This is a genomic window from Mesorhizobium sp. P2_C5_2 (genome assembly GCF_056404535.1).
This window is the reverse complement of record NZ_JBFUDV010000002.1, coordinates 520151-538038: the sequence shown is the minus strand read 5'-3', so window position 1 is coordinate 538038 and position 17888 is coordinate 520151. Positions and strand designations below refer to the sequence as shown.

General features: G+C 62.2%; 20 protein-coding genes. 9 read left to right on the top strand and 11 right to left on the bottom strand.

Annotated features, from left to right (window positions below):
- Positions 1–80 precede the first annotated feature (80 nt).
- The 4 genes from AC1D1B_RS09535 (at position 81) to AC1D1B_RS09520 (ending at position 3311) form a co-directional block, all read left to right on the top strand.
- Positions 81–959 carry a branched-chain amino acid aminotransferase gene (locus AC1D1B_RS09535; protein WP_477331461.1) on the top strand — a complete coding sequence of 293 codons (879 nt, stop codon included), beginning with the start codon at positions 81–83 and terminating at the stop codon, positions 957–959.
- Positions 960–1144: 185 nt separating this feature from the next.
- Positions 1145–1747, top strand: a complete 603-nt coding sequence (locus AC1D1B_RS09530; protein ID WP_142866647.1) for a superoxide dismutase — start codon at positions 1145–1147, stop codon at positions 1745–1747.
- A 163-nt stretch (positions 1748–1910) separates the two neighbouring features.
- Complete coding sequence (locus AC1D1B_RS09525; protein ID WP_477331459.1) at positions 1911–2348, top strand: c-type cytochrome; 438 nt, start codon at positions 1911–1913, stop codon at positions 2346–2348.
- Between the two features lie 9 nt (positions 2349–2357).
- Positions 2358–3311, top strand: coding sequence for a cytochrome c (locus tag AC1D1B_RS09520; RefSeq protein ID WP_477331457.1), 954 nt, complete (start codon positions 2358–2360; stop codon positions 3309–3311).
- 6 nt (positions 3312–3317) lie between these two features.
- On the opposite strand, the gene AC1D1B_RS09515 is transcribed toward AC1D1B_RS09520, so the two are convergent.
- The 3 genes from AC1D1B_RS09515 to AC1D1B_RS09505 form a co-directional block, all read right to left on the bottom strand.
- On the bottom strand, positions 3318–3707 hold the full coding sequence (locus tag AC1D1B_RS09515; RefSeq protein WP_477331455.1) for an SET domain-containing protein: 390 nt from the start codon (positions 3705–3707) through the stop codon (positions 3318–3320).
- A 147-nt stretch (positions 3708–3854) separates the two neighbouring features.
- Positions 3855–4481: a LysE family translocator gene (locus tag AC1D1B_RS09510; protein WP_477331453.1), complete on the bottom strand. Its 627-nt coding sequence runs from the start codon at positions 4479–4481 to the stop codon at positions 3855–3857.
- Between the two features lie 3 nt (positions 4482–4484).
- Entirely contained in the window at positions 4485–6602 is a 2118-nt protein-coding gene (locus AC1D1B_RS09505) for a S9 family peptidase (RefSeq protein ID WP_477331451.1), read from the bottom strand.
- Between the two features lie 97 nt (positions 6603–6699).
- On the opposite strand from AC1D1B_RS09505, the gene AC1D1B_RS09500 reads away from it, so the two are divergent.
- Both AC1D1B_RS09500 and AC1D1B_RS09495 read left to right on the top strand, forming a co-directional pair.
- Positions 6700–7101, top strand: a complete 402-nt coding sequence (locus AC1D1B_RS09500; protein ID WP_477331449.1) for an SH3 domain-containing protein — start codon at positions 6700–6702, stop codon at positions 7099–7101.
- A 417-nt stretch (positions 7102–7518) separates the two neighbouring features.
- The gene (locus AC1D1B_RS09495) at positions 7519–7944 is read left to right on the top strand and encodes a Ros/MucR family transcriptional regulator (protein WP_181058877.1); all 426 of its coding nucleotides are present in this window, start codon (positions 7519–7521) and stop codon (positions 7942–7944) included.
- Between the two features lie 60 nt (positions 7945–8004).
- Here the strand turns inward: AC1D1B_RS09495 and AC1D1B_RS09490 are convergent, their stop codons facing one another.
- On the bottom strand, positions 8005–8433 hold the full coding sequence (locus AC1D1B_RS09490) for a SufE family protein (RefSeq protein ID WP_477331447.1): 429 nt from the start codon (positions 8431–8433) through the stop codon (positions 8005–8007).
- 116 nt (positions 8434–8549) lie between these two features.
- Positions 8550–8924, bottom strand: a complete 375-nt coding sequence (locus tag AC1D1B_RS09485; RefSeq protein ID WP_477331445.1) for a DUF5330 domain-containing protein — start codon at positions 8922–8924, stop codon at positions 8550–8552.
- A 537-nt stretch (positions 8925–9461) separates the two neighbouring features.
- Here AC1D1B_RS09485 and AC1D1B_RS09480 point away from each other — a divergent pair.
- The gene (locus AC1D1B_RS09480; protein ID WP_477331443.1) at positions 9462–11207 is read left to right on the top strand and encodes a PAS domain-containing sensor histidine kinase; all 1746 of its coding nucleotides are present in this window, start codon (positions 9462–9464) and stop codon (positions 11205–11207) included.
- A complete protein-coding gene (locus AC1D1B_RS09475; protein ID WP_477331441.1) occupies positions 11182–11970 on the top strand; it encodes a peptidoglycan-binding domain-containing protein in 789 nt (262 codons plus the stop codon). The genes AC1D1B_RS09480 and AC1D1B_RS09475 overlap by 26 nt, the downstream gene beginning before the upstream one ends.
- A gap of 27 nt (positions 11971–11997) precedes the next feature.
- Here AC1D1B_RS09475 and AC1D1B_RS09470 read toward each other — a convergent pair whose 3' ends face one another.
- Both AC1D1B_RS09470 and AC1D1B_RS09465 read right to left on the bottom strand, forming a co-directional pair.
- The gene (locus AC1D1B_RS09470; protein ID WP_477331439.1) at positions 11998–12288 is read right to left on the bottom strand and encodes a type II toxin-antitoxin system RelE/ParE family toxin; all 291 of its coding nucleotides are present in this window, start codon (positions 12286–12288) and stop codon (positions 11998–12000) included.
- Positions 12281–12556 carry a type II toxin-antitoxin system ParD family antitoxin gene (locus AC1D1B_RS09465; RefSeq protein WP_477331437.1) on the bottom strand — a complete coding sequence of 92 codons (276 nt, stop codon included), beginning with the start codon at positions 12554–12556 and terminating at the stop codon, positions 12281–12283. The genes AC1D1B_RS09470 and AC1D1B_RS09465 overlap by 8 nt, the downstream gene beginning before the upstream one ends.
- A 131-nt stretch (positions 12557–12687) precedes the next feature.
- On the opposite strand from AC1D1B_RS09465, the gene AC1D1B_RS09460 reads away from it, so the two are divergent.
- Positions 12688–13035 (top strand): DUF1491 family protein, encoded by a 348-nt coding sequence (locus AC1D1B_RS09460; RefSeq protein WP_477331435.1) that lies wholly within the window; start codon positions 12688–12690, stop codon positions 13033–13035.
- Here the strand turns inward: AC1D1B_RS09460 and AC1D1B_RS09455 are convergent.
- The 4 genes from AC1D1B_RS09455 to AC1D1B_RS09440 form a co-directional block, all read right to left on the bottom strand.
- A complete protein-coding gene (locus tag AC1D1B_RS09455; protein WP_477331433.1) occupies positions 13022–14026 on the bottom strand; it encodes a hypothetical protein in 1005 nt (334 codons plus the stop codon). The genes AC1D1B_RS09460 and AC1D1B_RS09455 overlap by 14 nt on opposite strands.
- 400 nt (positions 14027–14426) lie before the next feature.
- Positions 14427–14975, bottom strand: a complete 549-nt coding sequence (locus AC1D1B_RS09450) for a DUF1254 domain-containing protein (protein ID WP_477263755.1) — start codon at positions 14973–14975, stop codon at positions 14427–14429.
- Positions 14968–15552, bottom strand: coding sequence for a DUF1214 domain-containing protein (locus tag AC1D1B_RS09445; RefSeq protein WP_112564152.1), 585 nt, complete (start codon positions 15550–15552; stop codon positions 14968–14970). Before AC1D1B_RS09445 ends, AC1D1B_RS09450 begins: the two co-directional genes overlap by 8 nt.
- An 80-nt stretch (positions 15553–15632) precedes the next feature.
- Positions 15633–17792 (bottom strand): transglycosylase domain-containing protein, encoded by a 2160-nt coding sequence (locus AC1D1B_RS09440; RefSeq protein ID WP_477331431.1) that lies wholly within the window; start codon positions 17790–17792, stop codon positions 15633–15635.
- Between the last annotated feature and the right edge of the window lie 96 nt (positions 17793–17888).

Sequence of the window (17888 nt, the reverse complement as noted above, 5' to 3'; positions counted from 1 at the left end):
CCGCCCCATGCCGGTTGACGGCGCCGGTCAAAGCATCTTCCAATGCCGGGAACAGGCAGCTTTGAAGCGGAACCGAAACAATGACACTGGCGACTGCGGCGCTCTCGACGACATGGACCTTCGTCGACGGCGACTGGTACGAAGGCAATGTCGCCATCCTGGGGCCGCGCAGCCACGCCATGTGGCTCGCCACCAGCGTCTTCGACGGCGCCCGCTGGTTCGAAGGCGTCGCCCCCGACCTCGAACTGCATGCCGCCAGGGTGAACGCCTCGGCGATCGCGCTCGGTCTCGCGCCGTCAATGGACGTTGACCAGATCGTCGGCCTGACCTGGGATGGGTTGAAGAAGTTCGACGGCAAGACGGCGGTCTATATCAGGCCGATGTACTGGGCCGAGCATGGCGGCTATATGGGCGTGCCTGCCGATCCGGCCTCGACCCGCTTCTGCCTTTGCCTCTATGAATCGCCGATGATCTCGCCGGCCGGCTTTTCGATCACCGTGTCGCCGTTCCGGCGGCCGACCATCGAGACCATGCCGACCAATGCCAAGGCCGGCTGCCTCTACCCCAACAATGGCCGCGCCATTCTCGAAGCCAAGGGGCGCGGCTTCGACAATGCGCTGGTGCTCGACATGCTGGGCAATGTCGCCGAGACCGGAACCTCCAACATCTTCCTGGTCAAGGACAGCCATGTGCTGACGCCGGCGCCGAACGGCACATTCCTGTCCGGCATCACCCGCTCGCGCACCATGACGCTGCTTGGCGATTACGGCTTCAAGACCACGGAGAAGATGCTGTCGGTGCGCGATTTCCTCGAAGCCGACGAGATCTTTTCGACCGGAAACCATTCCAAGGTCGTGCCGATCACCCGCATCGAGGACCGCGATCTGCAGCCCGGGCCGGTGGCCAAGAAGGCGCGCGAACTCTATTGGGAATGGGCGCATTCGAAGCCTGCCGGCTGAGCTACCGGCGCTTCGTTGGCCGGGCGTTCTTTTTTGACGCAGCATCCTGTCCGCAAAACCGTGTGACACCTTTCCGGAACCCGCTTAGAAAGGAACCGGCGCTTCATTCCGGAGTTGTTCCAGAACAATCCAGCCCTATCTTAATCCGGTATCCGCACCGGGTTTTTCCATGAGGAGTATGACCGATGGCTTTTGAATTGCCCGCCTTGCCCTATGACTACGAGGCCCTGCAGCCCTACATGTCGAAAGAGACACTGGAATATCACCACGACAAGCACCACAAGGCCTATGTCGACAACGGCAACAAGTTGGCCGCTGAAGCGGGTCTTGGCGACCTGTCGGTCGAAGAGGTGGTCAAGCAGTCGTTCGGCAAGAATGCCGGCCTCTTCAACAATGCCGCCCAGCACTACAACCACATCCATTTCTGGAAGTGGATGAAGAAGGGCGGCGGCGGCAACAAGCTTCCGGGCGCCCTGCAGAAGGCGGTCGACGCTGACCTCGGCGGCTACGACAAGTTCAAGGCCGACTTCATCGCCGCCGGCACCACGCAGTTCGGTTCGGGCTGGGCCTGGGTCTCCGTCAAGGACGGCAAGCTGGCAATCTCCAAGACGCCGAATGGCGAGAACCCGCTCGTCCATGGCGCCTCGCCGATCCTCGGCGTCGATGTCTGGGAACATTCCTATTACATCGACTACCGCAACGCGCGGCCGAAATATCTCGAGGCCTTCGTCGACAGCCTGATCAACTGGGATCACGTGCTCGAAATGTACGAAAAAGCGAAAGCTTGATTCATTCAGAAAAGCCCCGGTATCCCCGGGGCTTTTCTTTTTTCAGCCGAAACACGAGGCACACAGAAAATCGGCAGAATCCGTTCGGCAGACAGGGAATAATCCCGGCCCGCCGTCCGTTAACGTTAGGTCGCGACCCCCCATCATCCTTGGAGCCAATTGAATGAGAAAGCTTGTCATCGCCATCTCTATGCTCAGCCTCGCCGCCTCGGCGGCCTTTGCCGACCCGATCCTCGACCGACAGGGACTGATGAAGGAGCGCGGAAAACTCGTCGGCGGCCTGTCGAAAATCGCCAAAGGCGAAGCAGACTTCGATGCCGCTGCCGTGCTGACGGCCTTGCAGGCGCTGCAGGTCAACGCCGAGAAGGTCGATATCGACACGCTGTTCCCGGCCGGCAGCGACAGCGGTGACACCACCGCTTCGCCGAAAATCTGGGAAGACATGGCGGGCTTCAAGACGACGAACGAGAAATATGTCACCGACGTCAAGGCCGCTGTCGCCGCGGCGCCTGCCGATGTCGACGCGCTCAAGGCGCAGATCGGAACCCTTGGCAGCGATTGCGGCACCTGTCACCAGACCTACCGGGTGAAGAAGGGCTGACCCCGGGCAATGGCCCTGTTGAAAAAGCTCATCGGCGCCGCCCTTGTCCTGGGCGTCGTCGGCGCCGGCGCCGGCTGGTTCTTGTCGGCGCCAGTGAAACTCGACACTGACACCTTGGCGCAGCTCGGCCCCGGCGACGCCGCCAGGGGCAAGCGCATTTTCAATGCCGGCGGCTGCACCTCCTGTCACGCCAAGCCGGGCTCGGCGGGCGAAGCCCGCCTGCAGCTGGTCGGCGGCCTTGAACTCAAGACACCGTTCGGCACCTTCGTACCGCCCAACATCTCGCAAGATCCCAAGGACGGCATCGGCGCCTGGACGGTCGAGGACCTGGCCAATGCCGTGCTGAAAGGTGTGTCGCCTTCCGGCGAGCATTTTTATCCAGCCTTTCCCTATGCGTCTTACGCCCGCATGAAGCCGGCTGACATTGCCGATCTTTACGCGTTCTTGAAGACCCTGCCGGCGGTCGCCGGAAAGGCGCGGGATAACTCCTTGAGCTTTCCCTTCAACATCCGTCGCGGCCTAGGCCTGTGGAAGCGGCTCTACCTCAGCAAGGAGCCGGTGATTGCCTTGGCCGACGGCACGCCTGACCCGGTACTGGCTGGCCGCTACCTCGTTGAGGGACCCGGCCATTGCGGCGAATGCCACACGCCGCGCGACTTCACCGGCGGCACCAGGAAGAGCCAGTGGCTGGCCGGTGCGGCGGCAGCCGCCGAAGGCAGCGGCATCGTGCCGAACATCACATCGGGCGAGGGCGGCATCGGCGATTGGTCGGAAGCCGACATCGCCAACTATCTCGAAACCGGTTTTACGCCAGATTTCGATTCCGTCGGCGGCGCCATGGTCGACGTGCAGCGCAACATGGCCCAACTGCCACCGGAGGATCGCGCGGCAATAGCCGCCTATCTTAAGGCGGTGCCGCCACACGCCAACGGCTACCCGGCGCGCAGCAAGCCGGCCAAGTGATCCCGACTATAGGTGGCGGTCACCGAGGAAATCGAAGCCCGTCTCGAAGAAATGACTGTAATTGCAGGTCAGTTCCTCGCCGGGCGCGATGTCGCGCAAGGCATAGGTCTCCTCGGGCGAAGAAACATCGCAATTCGGTTCGTCGTCATGGTTCATGTAGCGGGCGTCGTCGGCTTCGAAGACGATATAGGCCGGATCGCGACGGTCGGGATAGGAATAGCGGTCGAGATAGCTCTTCACCGGCCCGCTCTCGCCCTCATAGGTCTCGACGTCGATGATCCGGTCGAATCTTGGGTCGAGCTTCCAGACCAGCGTGCCCTTGGCAATGTGGTTCTTGGCGAAAACACCGATGCCCTGGATCGGCGATTTCTCGAGATAGGTGTCGACGAGCAGCATAGTGGACCCTTTGCGTATGCCATGACCTGGAAGGCGCCGCGCATTGGGTAGCGCGCAGCCATTGCAATTGCGAGTGAAAATGAGCAGCGCGGAATTCAAAAAGTGATGATCAATACGCCTCGACGGGCGCGCCTTTCGGCACCGGCATCAGCGCTGCTGCAAGGCCAGGCGAACGCCCAAGGCGCAGTAGATGCCGCCAACGACCTTGCCTTGCCATTTCACTACCGATGGATTTCGACGCAGGAACGTGCCGAGCCGGCCCGCACTCACGGCAAAGACAACTGTGCTGAAAAGGCCGAGCAGAACAAAGATCATGCCGAGCGCCATAAGCTGGAGCATCACCGACCCGTTTTCAGGCCGGACGAACTGAGGCAGGAAGGCGAGGAAGAAAAGCGCGGTCTTTGGATTGAGCACTTCGGTCAGGACAGCCTGTCGAAACGCCTTCCTGGCGGAGATCGCAAGCGCTCCGACAGTAGGATCGGTCGGTGTTCTCTCGATGATCGCACGAATGCCGAGGTAAACCAGATACGCCGCGCCGATGTATTTTACGATGCTGAACAGCATTGCCGACGTGGCGATGATCGCCGAAATGCCGACCATCGCCATGACGGTATGGAACACATCGCCGGCCGCGACGCCCGCGCCCGTCGCGATGCCAACCCTGGTTCCGGAACTCGTCGCTCGCGCCACCGTCAAAAGCGTGGCTGGGCCCGGAATAAACACAAAGCTAAGCACAACCGCTATGTAAGCCGTCAAGGTGGATAGATCGATCATTTGCTACGCCTCCGTTGCAGTCTCTGCCTTGCCGGTCACCTTCAGTGCAAAGGAATAGGTGTAGGCGATCTCCTCAAGCCGGGAAAACCGGCCCGACGCGCCGGCATGGCCGGAATCCATGTTGATCTTGAACAGCACCGGATTGGTCCCGCTCTTGCGCTCGCGCAGCCGCGCCACCCATTTGGCCGGCTCCCAATAGGTGACGCGCGGATCGGTAAGGCCGGCCAGCGCCAGGATCGGCGGATAGTCGTGATCCGCGACATTGTCATAGGGCGAGTAGGCGGCGATGATCCGGTAGTCCTCCGCTGATGCGATCGGATTGCCCCATTCGGGCCATTCCGGCGGTGTCAGCGGCAAACTTGCATCGAGCATGGTGGTCATCACGTCGACGAAGGGAACCTCGGCAACGATGGCGCCGAAACTTTGAGGGGCCATGTTGGCGATCCCGCCCATCAGCATGCCGCCGGCCGAGCCGCCTTGGGCGACGATGCGGTCATTCTGGGTGTAGCGCTCAGCGACGAGATGCTTCGCGACGGCGATGAAATCGGTGAACGTGTTCATCTTATGCGCCCGCTTGCCGTCATCGTACCAGCCATAGCCCTTGTCCTTGCCGCCGCGGACATGGGCGATGGCAAAGACAAAGCTGCGGTCGACCAGCGAGAACCAGTTGGTGTTGAAGGCGGCCGGAATGGCGATGCCGTAGGAACCGTAGCCATAGAGCAGACACGGTGCCGAGCCATCGAGCGGCGTGTCGCGATGATGAAGCAGCGAGACCGGCACCAACTCGCCGTCGGCGGCGGGCGCCATCAGCCGGCGCGTGACATAGTGCTCCGGATTGTGGCCGGACGGCACTTCCTGGGTCTTCAAGAGCACGCGCTCGCGGTTGCGCATATTATAGTCGAAGACCTGTGCCGGCGTCGTCATCGACGAATAGGTGAAGCGCATGATCTCGGTGTCGTATTCATAGGATCCCGACAGGCCGAGCGAGAACGCCTCTTCGTCGAATGAGATCAGGTGCTCTTCGCCGCTGCGGCGGTCGCGCACGACGATGCGCGGCAGGCCTTCCTTGCGCTCGAGCCTGACCATATGATCCCTAAAGCCGACCACTGACAGGATCAGCCGGCCCGGCTCGTGCGCCACCAGCTCTTCCCAGTTGGCGCGAACCGGGTCATTGGCCGGCGCCGTCATGATCTTGAAGTCCTTGGCGCCGTCGGCATTGGTGAGGATGAAGAAGATGTCGCCACCTTCCTCCAGATCATACTGCAGGCCGATCTCGCGCGTCGCCACCAGCTTTGGCTCGGCCAGGGGCTGATCAGCGCGCATCAGTCGGTATTCCGAGGTTTCGTGATCGTTGATGCCGATCATGATCCATTCGTTGGAGCGCGTGCCGCCGACATCCATGAAGAAACCGGGATCGGTCTCCTCATAGATCAGCCGGTCATTCTCAGGGTTGCCGCCGAGCGCGTGGAACAGCACCTTGGACGGGCGATGATTATCGTCGAGCCTGGTGTAGAAGAAACCGTCATCGCCGGCATTCCAGGTGCCGCCACCACTGGTGGCCTCTATCTGGTCGGGCAATTCCTTGCCACTGGTGAGGTCACGCACGCGAAGTGTGAAGAATTCCGAGCCCTTGTCGTCGAACGCCCACAAGAGCTTGCCATGGTCGGCCGAATGGTCGACGCCGCCGAGGCGGAAATAGGGCTTGCCCTCGGCTTCCGCGTCGCCGTCGAGCAGGATCTGCTCGTCGCCGCCATCGCGCGGCATGCGGAAATAGCGTGGCTGTTCGCCGCCAAGCTTGAAGGATGAGCCATAGGCATAGGGGCCATCCTTCATCGGCACCGTCGAATCGTCCTCCTTGATGCGTCCTTTCATCTCGCCGAACAGTTGTTTCTGAAGCTGGGCAGTGTCGGCCATCAGCACTGCCTGATAGGCGTTCTCGGCTTCGAGATGGGTCCGGATGCGGCCGTCGAGCAGGGAAGGATCCCTGAACATCGCCTGCCAGTTATCCGCCCTCAGCCAGGCATAATCGTCGGTGCGGGTAATGCCGTGATGCGTGTCGAAGACAGGTTGTTTCTCAGGGCTCGGCGGGCTGGCGGTCGGAAAGGCTGGGGTCTTGGTCATTGCGTCTCACTGAAGAAGTTACTTGAATGGCAAATGAACACGCCGATCAGCGCGGGTTCAAGGGCCGGGATGCATTGGTGGCGGCGGGCTCGGGAAGATGAGCCCAGAAGATGTACAGGAGGAGAGGACGATGAATTTCTATACTAGCACCGCTGCGGCTCTCGCCGTCGCTTCGACCGTTCTGGCCTTCACCGGCCAGTCTCATGCAACCGCGTTTGCCGCTTGGCAAGTGGCTGGCGTGCCGTTCGGCGACACGCTCAACGTTCGCAAATATCCGTCCAACGCATCCCAGAAGCAGGCCGCCTATCCCAACGGGACGATCCTGCAGATGACCGGCAAGTGCACGGGAGGGCTGAACCTTCTGGAGATCGCCGGCCAGCCGCGCTGGAAGCAGAAACAGGCAATCCGCTACCAATGGTGTCAAGTTTGGCACGATCCGGCACAAAATGGCGGTTTTGTTACTGGCTGGGTCTATGGAAAATACCTTACTCCATATTGAGTTGGGTGATTCCAGCGGCTTTTGTCCGTTTTGCTTGCGAGCGGCAGTAAATGTCCGCAACCTATGGTTCTCGCCGAATCCGATCGCGGGGACAGGCCGTGCCGCGCCCAAGCATAGCCGAAGCTTTTATCCGAAATCGCTGATGTAATGCCGGCATGACGTTGGGTCATGCTGCTTCTGGTCCGACCAGAAAATATCGCGAAGTTACAGAGTGCACGAAAGATTGAAGCTGAAGAGCGACTATTCGATGAATATCGTTGAATATAGCGCAAGATGCGAATTGACTTACTTGGTCCGCAGGCTCATTAAGATGCCCGGACGCGAATCCATGAAGCTCTTCCCGCGTGAAATTCGCGCCATGCCCGATCTCTCAAAAAGGGCGCAAACAGAAACATCTTTCGTTGGGGCCTAAACACCATGGATATCGTCGAAACACCTTCCAGAAATAGCGATGCGCTGATCGAGCTGACCGCCGATGTGGTGGCGGCCTACGTCAGCAACAATCCCGTGCCAGTCGGCGAGCTGCCGAATCTTATCGCCGATGTCCATGCCGCTCTCGGGCGCGTGGGCGGAACGAGCGAACAACCTCCGGCCGACAAGCAGAAGCCTGCGGTAAACCCGAAGCGTTCTGTCCATGACGACTACATCGTCTGTCTTGAAGACGGCAAGAAGTTCAAGTCGCTCAAGCGTCACTTGATGACCCACTACGGTCTGACGCCCGATGAATACCGCGAGAAGTGGAATCTCGACGCCAGCTATCCGATGGTTGCCCCCAACTATGCCGCTGCCCGTTCGCAGCTGGCCAAGAAGATGGGCCTCGGCCGCAAGCGCAAGGGCCGGTAACACCGGCTCCAGTTCGACAAGATCAACGGCGCCTTCGAGGCGCCGTTTTTGTTTCCGGGATTAAGCGGTCTGCTTGAGCGCCATTTCGGCGTCGCGCTTGATGCGCTTGACCATCGAGCGCAAGCCATTGGCGCGCTGCGGCGACAGATGTTCGTCAAGGCCGAGTGACTTCAGCGTCGCCTCTGCGTCCGTTTGCAGGATCCGGCTGGCAGTCCGTTCCGAAAACAGCGCCAGCATGATGGCGACCAGGCCGCGCACGATATGAGCGTCCGAATCGCCGGTGAAGGTGATCACGGGATCGGCGCCCGGCGCTCGGCTCGTGGTCAGCCAGACCTGGCTGACGCAGCCGGGCACCTTGTTTACGGCATTGCGTTCGGCGTCGGGAAATGGCGGTAGGGCTTCACCGAGCTCGATCACATAACGATAGCGATCTTCCCACTCGTCGAGCAAGGAGAAGTCGTCGCGGATCGTCTGGATCGTCGTGGCCATTGCTTGGCATATAGTCATCCGCGGCTGCGGCGTCACGGAAAAAGAAGAAAAGCACCGCAGGCGTCGAGAGGTCCGACCGGCCTGCGGTGTCGCTGCAGATACAGCGGAAACGGTGTTTAGTTCTTGGCTACCAGGTTGGCAGGTATGTTAACTGTCGCCGGCAGCACGATGTCCTCGGCGACGCTGCCGGTGGCCAGTGAGGTATCGGGCGACGTCGCGGGCTCGGTGCTGTTGTCGTCCAGCATGGCGGCGGCGATCTTGGCGGTTTCCTTGGCCCGGGCGGTGATCGTGTGCATCGCCGACTTGCCGGTCTCGCAGACATCGGGCTTGCGCTCGCAAATGCCGGCGATGTCGCCGACCGCCTCGCGCGCCGCAAACAGTGCCTGGATCGGCCCGACGCTCTGGTGGCCCTCCTCGTCGGAGCCGACGCTCAGTGGCAGCGCCAGCAGCACCAGCGAAAACCAGAACGCCATTCTAATCAGAAAGCCCATCGAATTGCCCTCTCGTCCATGACCGGATCATGCGTCCATGCGCCATGACCTCTTTTATCACACCGACAATGGCACAAGAGGCGCAAAGGACGGCTTGCTTGCTCAGTAAAAATTTTCCTCAAATTCTAGGCAAATTCGAAACGAAGCATTTTGCAATGCATTGGCTTCAAATGCCGGCAATTTTCTTCATCTTGCGGTAACCATCTAAGCGATTGTTCTGCATGGTGATATCCAGAAGTGGAGGCATGCCGGCTCAGGATTCTGCCGCCGCAGGCACGCCTTTCGCACATAACGCTCCGTTTACTATGGCCGCAAATGACGGTGCATTCCGGCGCCGGCGCCGCAATTTTCGCCGAAGCGCGGGCGTTGCTCCGGTCAGCCTTATTCATTCCTTAAACGCTGGATGCGACTTTCAAATCAACAAGAGCCACCTGCAAAGCAGGGGCAGTCACGACCGGGTGCGAGTGCGTTGCGTTGAGTTTGACAACGTCCAGATATTTTGAACTGCCTGGCGCGCTGGCGGCCGGTTGCGAACGCATGGTCCATCCCGCCATCGTCGGCCGGGATGGCCGCCTGCGCCAGCGCCGGTTCATCGGCACCATGCTTGCCGCTCCGTTCTTTGCCGCGGGCGCTGCCGTGACGCTGGTCACCTCTGGCATGGGCGCCGCCGTCACGGTCGCAACCATTTTCGCCGCCTTCGGTCTTTGCTGGTTCGCCGCCTTGCTGGTGGCTGCGTCAGGCAAGATGGCGCTGGCCGCTCAGGTCGCGCTTGTCGCCGGCGGTCTTGCCCTTGCCGGGGCCATCGCGGCCGCGGGCGGCCTGGCGTCACCGGTTGCGCTGTTGGCCCTGGCGCTGCCATTCGAAGCCTGGTGGATAGGCAGTTCAAAGCGCGCGGCACTTTGGGGCGGCATTTCCGCCCTTGCCGCAGTGCTGCTGCAGCCCTTTGTCGGCTCTGTCGTTCCGCTCGGCGCGGTGCAAGTCGCGGCGTGGCACTGGCTGCTGCCGCTGGCCTGGGGGCTGACGCTGGTTCCCCGCCTTGCAACTCTTGGCGATGCCGCACGCGCACAGCCTGCGTTGCTTCCAAATGAGCACCTCGAAGACATGATCGACGCCGTTGTCCTGCATGTCGCCCGGCATGGCGAGGTCCTGGATGCATCGGCCAAGGCGCGCACCATCCTGAAGCTGCCGCCGGAACTGCTTTTCGGCGCCGGGCTGTTTGACCGCATCCATCTGTCCGACCGCGTTGCTTATCTGAGCGCCCTTGCCGACCTGCGCGATGGCGCCTTGGCGCGGCGGCTCGATCTTCGCGTACGCCTGCCGCAGGACGGCAAGTCTCCGACGGCCGACAATTACCGGCCATTCCAGCTCGAACTGGTTCGGGCCGAAGGGCAGCAGGAGACCTTCACTCTGCTGCTGCGCGAGAACGACGAGATCGCCGAACTGCGCGACGAGCTTGCCGCCGCCAATGAGGCGGCAGCGTCGGCCGAGGTGGCGAAGGGCCGCTTTCTGGCGGTCGTCAGCCACGAGCTTCGCACGCCGCTCAACGCCATCATCGGTTTTTCCGACATGCTGCTGCATGAGATGTTCGGCGGCTTCAAGGACCCGCGCCAGAAGGAATATGTCGGCCTGGTCAGGGATTCGGGCCAGCATCTGCTTGCCGTCGTCACCTCGATCCTGGACGTGTCGAGGATCGAGGCCGGTGCCTATGCGACCGAGCCCGAACCATTCCGCTTCATCGAGGCGGTCGACATGTGCCAGTCGATGATGCAGCTGCAGGCCAATGCCAAGAACATCGACCTCCAGGCGCAGATTGCGCCCGACGCCGGTGAGATCAATGCCGACCGCCGCGCCGTGCAGCAGATCCTGATCAACCTCGTCTCCAACGCGATCAAGTTCACGCCCGATGGCGGCGATGTCGTCGTCGGCGCCAAGCGGATCGGTTCGCGGCTGCATTTCTGGGTCAGGGACACCGGCATCGGTATCGCCGAGGAAGATTTCGCCAATCTCGGCAAGCCGTTCATGCAAATCCAGAACGACTATACCCGCCGCTTCGAGGGCACCGGGCTCGGCCTCTCGCTGGTCAAGGGCCTGGTGGCGCTGCACGAGGGCACGATGTCGATCGAGAGCATGCCGGGCGAGGGGACCACAGTGACGATCAGCCTTCCGGTGAATGGGCCCAAGAAGCGCGCGACCGACAGGAACGGCGTGCTGCCGATGCCCGTGACCAGGACGAAGGGCGACGCGAAAGGGGACAGGAATGGCTCGCTCCGCAAAACAGCCTAAGGCGGTCAAGCGCCGCAGCAGCGCTTTCGAGACCGGCGCGATTGCGCTCGGCGGCGCGATCTCGCGCAATCCGGTCCTGGTCGGCGGCTCGACCGCCTTCCTGGTGACGCTGTTCTATGTTTCCGCCAATGCGCTGTGGTACCAGCCGTTTCCGCATGCCGGCGCCTTCTTCGCCACCCGCAGCATCGAGGGTTTTCCGCGCCCCGGCACAGACGAACCTGAAACCACCATCAACATCCTGCGGCCTGGCCCGACGCCGGCCAAGAGCGACCCGACGGTCGAGCAGGTGCAAGGCATCTTGAAGGATCTCGATTTCTACACAGGCACCGTCGACGGTATTTCCGGGCCGAATACCTACAAGGCTATCCAAGCCTATCAGCAGAAGGTCGGCCTGCCGGCATCCGGTGAGATCGACGCCGTCCTGCTCGACCAGCTCGGCGCCAAACAGACGACAGCAGGCATCCCGCATCCGGCGCCACGGCCGGTGGATATGACCGCTGCTCCCGCTGCCGCGCCCGCGGCTGTACCCGCGCCAATTCCGGTCTCCGCGCCGGCATCCGCCCAGGCGCCCGATCCCCGCATTGTCAAGATTCAGGCCGGGTTGAAGGCATTCGGCAATGACGACATGCAGCTCGACGGCGTCGTCGGCGCCCGCACCAAGGCCGCGATCAAGGAATTCCAGTCGCTGTTCGGCCTGCCGCAGACCGGCGAGCCCGACGAGGTCGTCTACGTCAAGATGCGCGAAATCGGGCTGACGAACTGAAGAGAGCAGCGACAGCCCTATGGCCAGTTAACTGAGCCACTGCTCCGGGTCGCGCATTCCGTGGACAATCGCTACGACCAAAATGCCGTAGGGTGTTGGCTCATAGATCATAATATAGCGCCCTTCCACCAGGATACGGGCCGTGGAGCTCAACTCCGGCCGCGCCGCCCCCATTTGAGGGTGCTCAGAGGCGAGTTCCAATTTGTCGAAGATACGCCCTATCAGTCTGTCAGCCGCCTTTTCACTATCGACGGCAATGTGGCGCCAAATATCCTGCAAATCCTGAGAGGCTCGTGGGGTAAGCCGATATTTAGCCACGGGCCGCGCGTTCTTCCTTCAAAGCGCGCAAGAAAGCGGTGCGGTCGACCTCCTGACCTTCGCCGCTCGCCATGCCCTCATCATAGGCCCGTTTGAGGTGAGCCAATTCAAGAACGCGGAGTTCCTCGCGTTGCTCCCACAGGCGCAACGCTTCTCTGACAATTTCGCTGTTGGATGCATAGTTTCCACCATCCACGGCGTCCTGCAGGAGAGCGACCTGCTTTGGCGTTAGCGATACGGTGAGGGTGCGCATGGGCTGATTTTTCATTCATCTATCCTAGCATTTCGCGCATTTCCTAACAAGGTTTGTTAGGAAATGGCTGTCGGAACGGTCATCATCTGCTCGCGGTTGAGCAAGAATCCCGATATTACCGGTCGCATGTCGTCCAGAACCCTGCCATGCGCGTAACCACCGATCTTTGGGTGTCGGCCCTGCTGCGCCGTGTGTTCGGCGCCGGCGGCTTCGCGGCTGTCGCCAAGCGTGGCGCGACCGAGGCCGGGGCTGTCTTCGTGCTGTCGCGCGGCAGGCTGGGCGGGGTCTCCCTGTTCGGGCCGGCGCCGCAGACGAGCTACGATTCGGCCAAACCGGACGACCGGTTTTTCACGTTGCTCGGCGCCGGCGACGATGCCGTGGTGCTCGATGCCAGACTTGAGCGGGAGAAAAAATTCGATCCCGATATCTGGGTGGTCGAGATCGAAGCCGGGACGGTTCCCGTCGAAGATCTTCTCTCCGTCAAGACGCCTTGAGGCTGGCCCCGGCAGCGTTGCTGTCTGGCGCCTGGTCGGCGTTCGCGGCGACGTGCGCGTTGCCGCGAACGGCCGTCGATAGTGTTTCGGCTTTCCAGACGCGGAGCTTTTCGAGGGCCGCCTCGTGGTGCAGCAGCCGGTAGCGGTCAAGGAAGATGCGGATCGCCTGCGGGTGCGGAAACTCCCGGGGGTAGACGGCGACCGTGATCAGGAATGCCCTGTCCTCGCTGAGGTCGAGCGCCCGCAAGGCGGCGAGCAGCAAGAGGTAGCTCGAATGCTCGGTCAGCGCGCGCGCCGTCGAGAAGTCGATGTCGAGTGTGTCAGCAAGCGCGGTCTGGAAGAAGGCGGCATTGCCGGTCAGTGCTGTTTCGCGCAGCTTGCCGTAGGTTGCTGAGCCGACGAAGGGATTGACCGATGTCGCCTCGCTCTCGGCGAGCATCATCGCGCGCAACCGGCGCCTGGCGCTTTCGGCAGCGCTGCCGGGCAGTTTTGGTGAGCTGAAAGCGGCGGCAGCGGATTCGGCACTGTCGTCCGCCACTTCGGCGATCGGCTCGGGCTGCCGCACCCGCACCAAAGTCGGCTTTTCCAGCGCTTTGATCAGCTGCGCGATCGTCGGGTTCAGACCCTTGCGGCGAGCCATGGCGCGCGCATGGGGCAGGCCGTGGCGGCCGATCAGCGCGATGAGGTCGATATCGCTCAGCGCCCGCGAACGGACCAGCAGGGGCGCGCAGACATCGACCGGCTCCTCGCAAAGCCGCCGCACCAGGGCGGCCGGGGCATATTCGCATTCAGAGAGGGCTGCGGCGACGTAGCGGCGCGATTCGACCGACACGCTGTCGAACAGCGGCAGCGTCAGATCCTCGAGCTGCGCGATCTCGCGGCGCGACGGGCGGGTCAGCGAACAGAACGCCGACACGGCGGCGCGAAAAAGCCTTTCGGCTTTTCCCGACTCCGTCCGTATGGCGATTTGCCTGAAATCCGAAGCTGACACGGAAGATACGCCCGATACTCGACACGACCCGGACCATGCTCAACCGCAACTGTGTCGGTTTCGCTTGAGGCCTGGAACAAACATCAAATTAGCGGCGATCCGTTAGCGCTCCGTTAACCCTCTGCCTGCCTTAATCACATTCGGAGGCGTTGCGTTGTGCTCCGGGGCAACCGAGAGGAATACGCGAACCATGGGCATGGTACTGTCTTTTGTGCCGCGACGGGCACCAGTTAATCGAGCAGTTCAGGACACCGGCGCGCCGGCGGCGGTGATCATTTTCCCCGGCGTCCGCTACGAGCAACCGCCAGTGGCGGGCGAGGCGCGGCCGGCCGGTTCGGACAAGCCAGGCACACCGCGGACGCCTGTTCCGCACCACTGAGCGGCCTCATCGGGCTGGAGATCAGTAGTCTTGCAGTTCACAGGAGCTCTGCTCCAGAAACTGTTCGACAATCGGCTTCCAGCTGTCGTCGGGCACGAAGGCGCGGATGACGAAGATGCCTTCCTCGATCGGCGCTTCGACGAAGATCGCTCCTTGCAAATCCTCCGGAAGTTCCCGGCGCACGTCGATCATCTGTGCCGGCGTCAGCACAACGGTGTCGAGCTTGTTGCCCGTCGCGGTATGGTCGTTGAAGGAATAGAAATTGTGGCCGTTGCGATCATAGACCGAGACCGACCAGAACGGCACGCTGCCCGGTGCCTTGATGCGCACCATGCCTTCGGCAAGGTCGAAGCGGCAGGCGGCGGCGTAAAACAGCGGATCGACCGACTTCACCACGGGCGCGCCACCGGCCTCGGCGTCGAGCCTGGTCATCTTGTAGAGGTCGGACGCCATCGCCAGCCGTGACCAGGCGTCGCGCTCGGTAAACTCCGGCACCAGCAAAAGCACCACGATGTGGACGATGCCGGCGCCGAGCAGGCCGAGCAGGATGGCGTGCAGCAGCCTACGCATTGCAGCCCGCCTTGACGATGCGGGGCAGCGTCACGTCGGAAAGGCCGGTGCTTGAGGCGATCGGCGTGTCGTAGAAGGTGAGCACGAAATACATCCGGCCAAAGCCTTCGGTCAGAAGCCAGTTGCCGGGCGCCGGGCGATTGCCGACGGCAATGATCACCGAATTGTCGGGCTGGCGCAGCACCTGGTAGGATTGCAGCGCCGCCAGCCGCGGCTTGCCGGTGTCGACCACGCCGAGCGATTGATCCGCGGCATAAAGCGTCCAGAACCGGGCGGTGGGGAAACTGCCTTCGATCCTGTAGTCGCATTGCCGCTGAAGTTCATCGCCGGCCGCATCGCGCTCGGCGATGAAGGACAGCCCCTCCGCCTTGCCGAGCGCCAGCACGCCCTCACGCGCCACGCGGGCCTTCGAATAGGGGTCGGCGTCTTGCGTGCCGATCTCGGGGAAGGCGGTCCATTGGCCGATGCTGATCGCGCCGACGCCACTCTGCGCCTGCAGCGCATACCAGACGCTGCCGCCGCCGCCGCCGATGGCAATGGCTAGCGAAAGCAGCGTGAAAAAGGCGGTCTTGAGCATGAAGAACCGGGACGAGAGAATTGTCGTTCGGGGATATAGCGGGGCAGGCCGCAGGGCAAGCGGCCCTGTGGAATGGCGGATCAGAGCGCCGACAAGGTCTCCGGCGTCGATGGTGCATCGAGCACGGGTGCGGCCTGGAACACCTTGGTCATCTCGCGCAGTGTCTGCGTCGTGCGGCTGGACAGCACCGGCGGGCGCTCGGCGGCGGCGTCGGCGGCCGCCTGCTCGGCATTTTTCTTCTCCGCTTCGTCGGCCTTGGCGGCGATCTCTTCGTCGACAAAAGGTTTGTCGAGGCCGGGGATCGGCTTCAGGTCGATATTCTGGTGCGCGTAGACCATCAGCCGCTGCCACACCATCGCCGGCAGCGTGCCGCCGGTCATGTTGCGGGTCGGGGTGAAGTCGTCATTGCCGAGCCAGACAGCGGCCGTGTAGTTGCCGGTGAAGCCGACGAACCAGGCGTCGCGGTAGGACTGCGTCGTACCGGTCTTGCCCGCAACAACGATGTTGGGCAGCTGCGCGCGCCGCGCCGTGCCGATCGCCGGCACTGCCGCCAGCATGGTGTTCATGTATATCAACGCCTGTTCCGACAAAACCCGATGCGGCGCCGGCGCATCCTTGGCGAAGTCGTAGACGACATCGCCGGTGCGGGTGACGAGCTGGGTGATGCCATGCCTGGAGCCGACGAAGCCGTTTTGGGCGAACACGCTGTAGCCCGTCGCCTGGTCCATCACCGTCATGCCCGATGTGCCGAGCACCATGGTCTTGTGCGATTCCAGCGGCGATTCCACGCCGAATGATTCCGCCATCGCCTTGATCGGGCCGATGCCGAGATAGTCCTTGGCCAGCCGCACCGGCACGGTGTTGATCGACTTGGCGATCGCCGTGATCAGCGTCACATTGCCGGCCGAGCCGCCATTGTAGTTGTGCGGCGACCAGCCGCCCCAGCTGATCGGCCCGCCGGAGACGACGGAGTCCGGCGTGAAGCCGTGTTCCATCGCAGTGGCGTAGACGTAAGGTTTGAATGACGAACCGGTCTGGCGCAGCGCCTTGGTGGCGCGGTTGAACTGGCTGGCGCCATAGTCGCGGCCGCCGACAATGGCGCGCACCGCGCCATTGGTCTCGATCACCACGACGGCGCCTTCGGTGACGTTGTATTCCTTGCCGAACTGGCGGAGATGGAATTCAACGGATTCTTCCGCCGCCTTCTGGATGTTGGCGTCGAAAGTGGTGTGGGCGACCAGCGAATGCTGGCCGGGCTTGGCGATCTTCTTGACCTCGTCGAAGGCCCAGTCGAGGAAATAGTCCGGGCTCTTCTGCTCGCCGCGGTCGACGATCTCGGCCGGATGCAGCCTTGCCTGCAGCACCTGGCCTTCGGTCATGAAACCGGAATCGACGAGGTTCGACAGCACCACATTGGCGCGGGCGCGGGCAGCCGGCAGGTTGATGTGCGGGGCGTATTTGGTCGGCGCCTTGAACAGGCCGGCCAGCATCGCCGCCTCGGCAAGGTTCAGGTCCTTGACGCTCTTGCCGAAATAGAAATCCGCCGCCGCTTCGATGCCGAAGGTGCCGCCGCCCATATAGGCGCGATCGAGATAGAGCTGGAGGATCTCCTTCTTCGACAGATTGGCCTCCAGCCACAGCGACAGGAAGGCTTCCTTGATCTTGCGCTGCAAGGTCCGCTCATTCGACAGGAACAGGTTCTTGGCCAGCTGCTGGGTGATGCTGGAGCCGCCCTGGACGACGGAATTGGCCCGCACATTCTCGAAGATGGCGCGCGACAGGCCGAGCACGTCGATGCCGTAATGCTCGAAGAAACGCCGGTCCTCGGTCGCCAGCACCGCCTTGATGACATGGTCCGGCATCTCGTCGACCGGCACGGAATCGCGCTGGATGATGCCGCGCTGGCCGATCTCATTGCCGTAGCGGTCGAGGAAGGTAACGGCGAAATCGCCCTGGCTGCGCCAGTCGCCTGTGGTGATCTGGAAGGCCGGCATGGCCAGCGCCAGGAGCACCACGAAGCCGCCGGCGCCCATGGTGAAACCTTCGCTCAGCACCTCGATAATGCCGCGCCGCCAACCGGTGACGCGGAAGCGCCGCGAGAAAATGGTTGCCGATTCCCAGAACTGGCCGGCCTTGAAGCCGATTTCGTAGAGCGAGGAATCGATCCAGGCATCCACCGCCAGCAATGCTGCGGCGATCGGACCTCTTCTTCTTGGACGTCGTTCTAAAGGACTGGCCATTCCCGAAACTCACCCCACCCGGACCTGAGAACCGCAAGCGGGCAATTTCAGGGCGGGCATACCCAGCAAAGACTATTCATCCATTTCAGCCCGGCT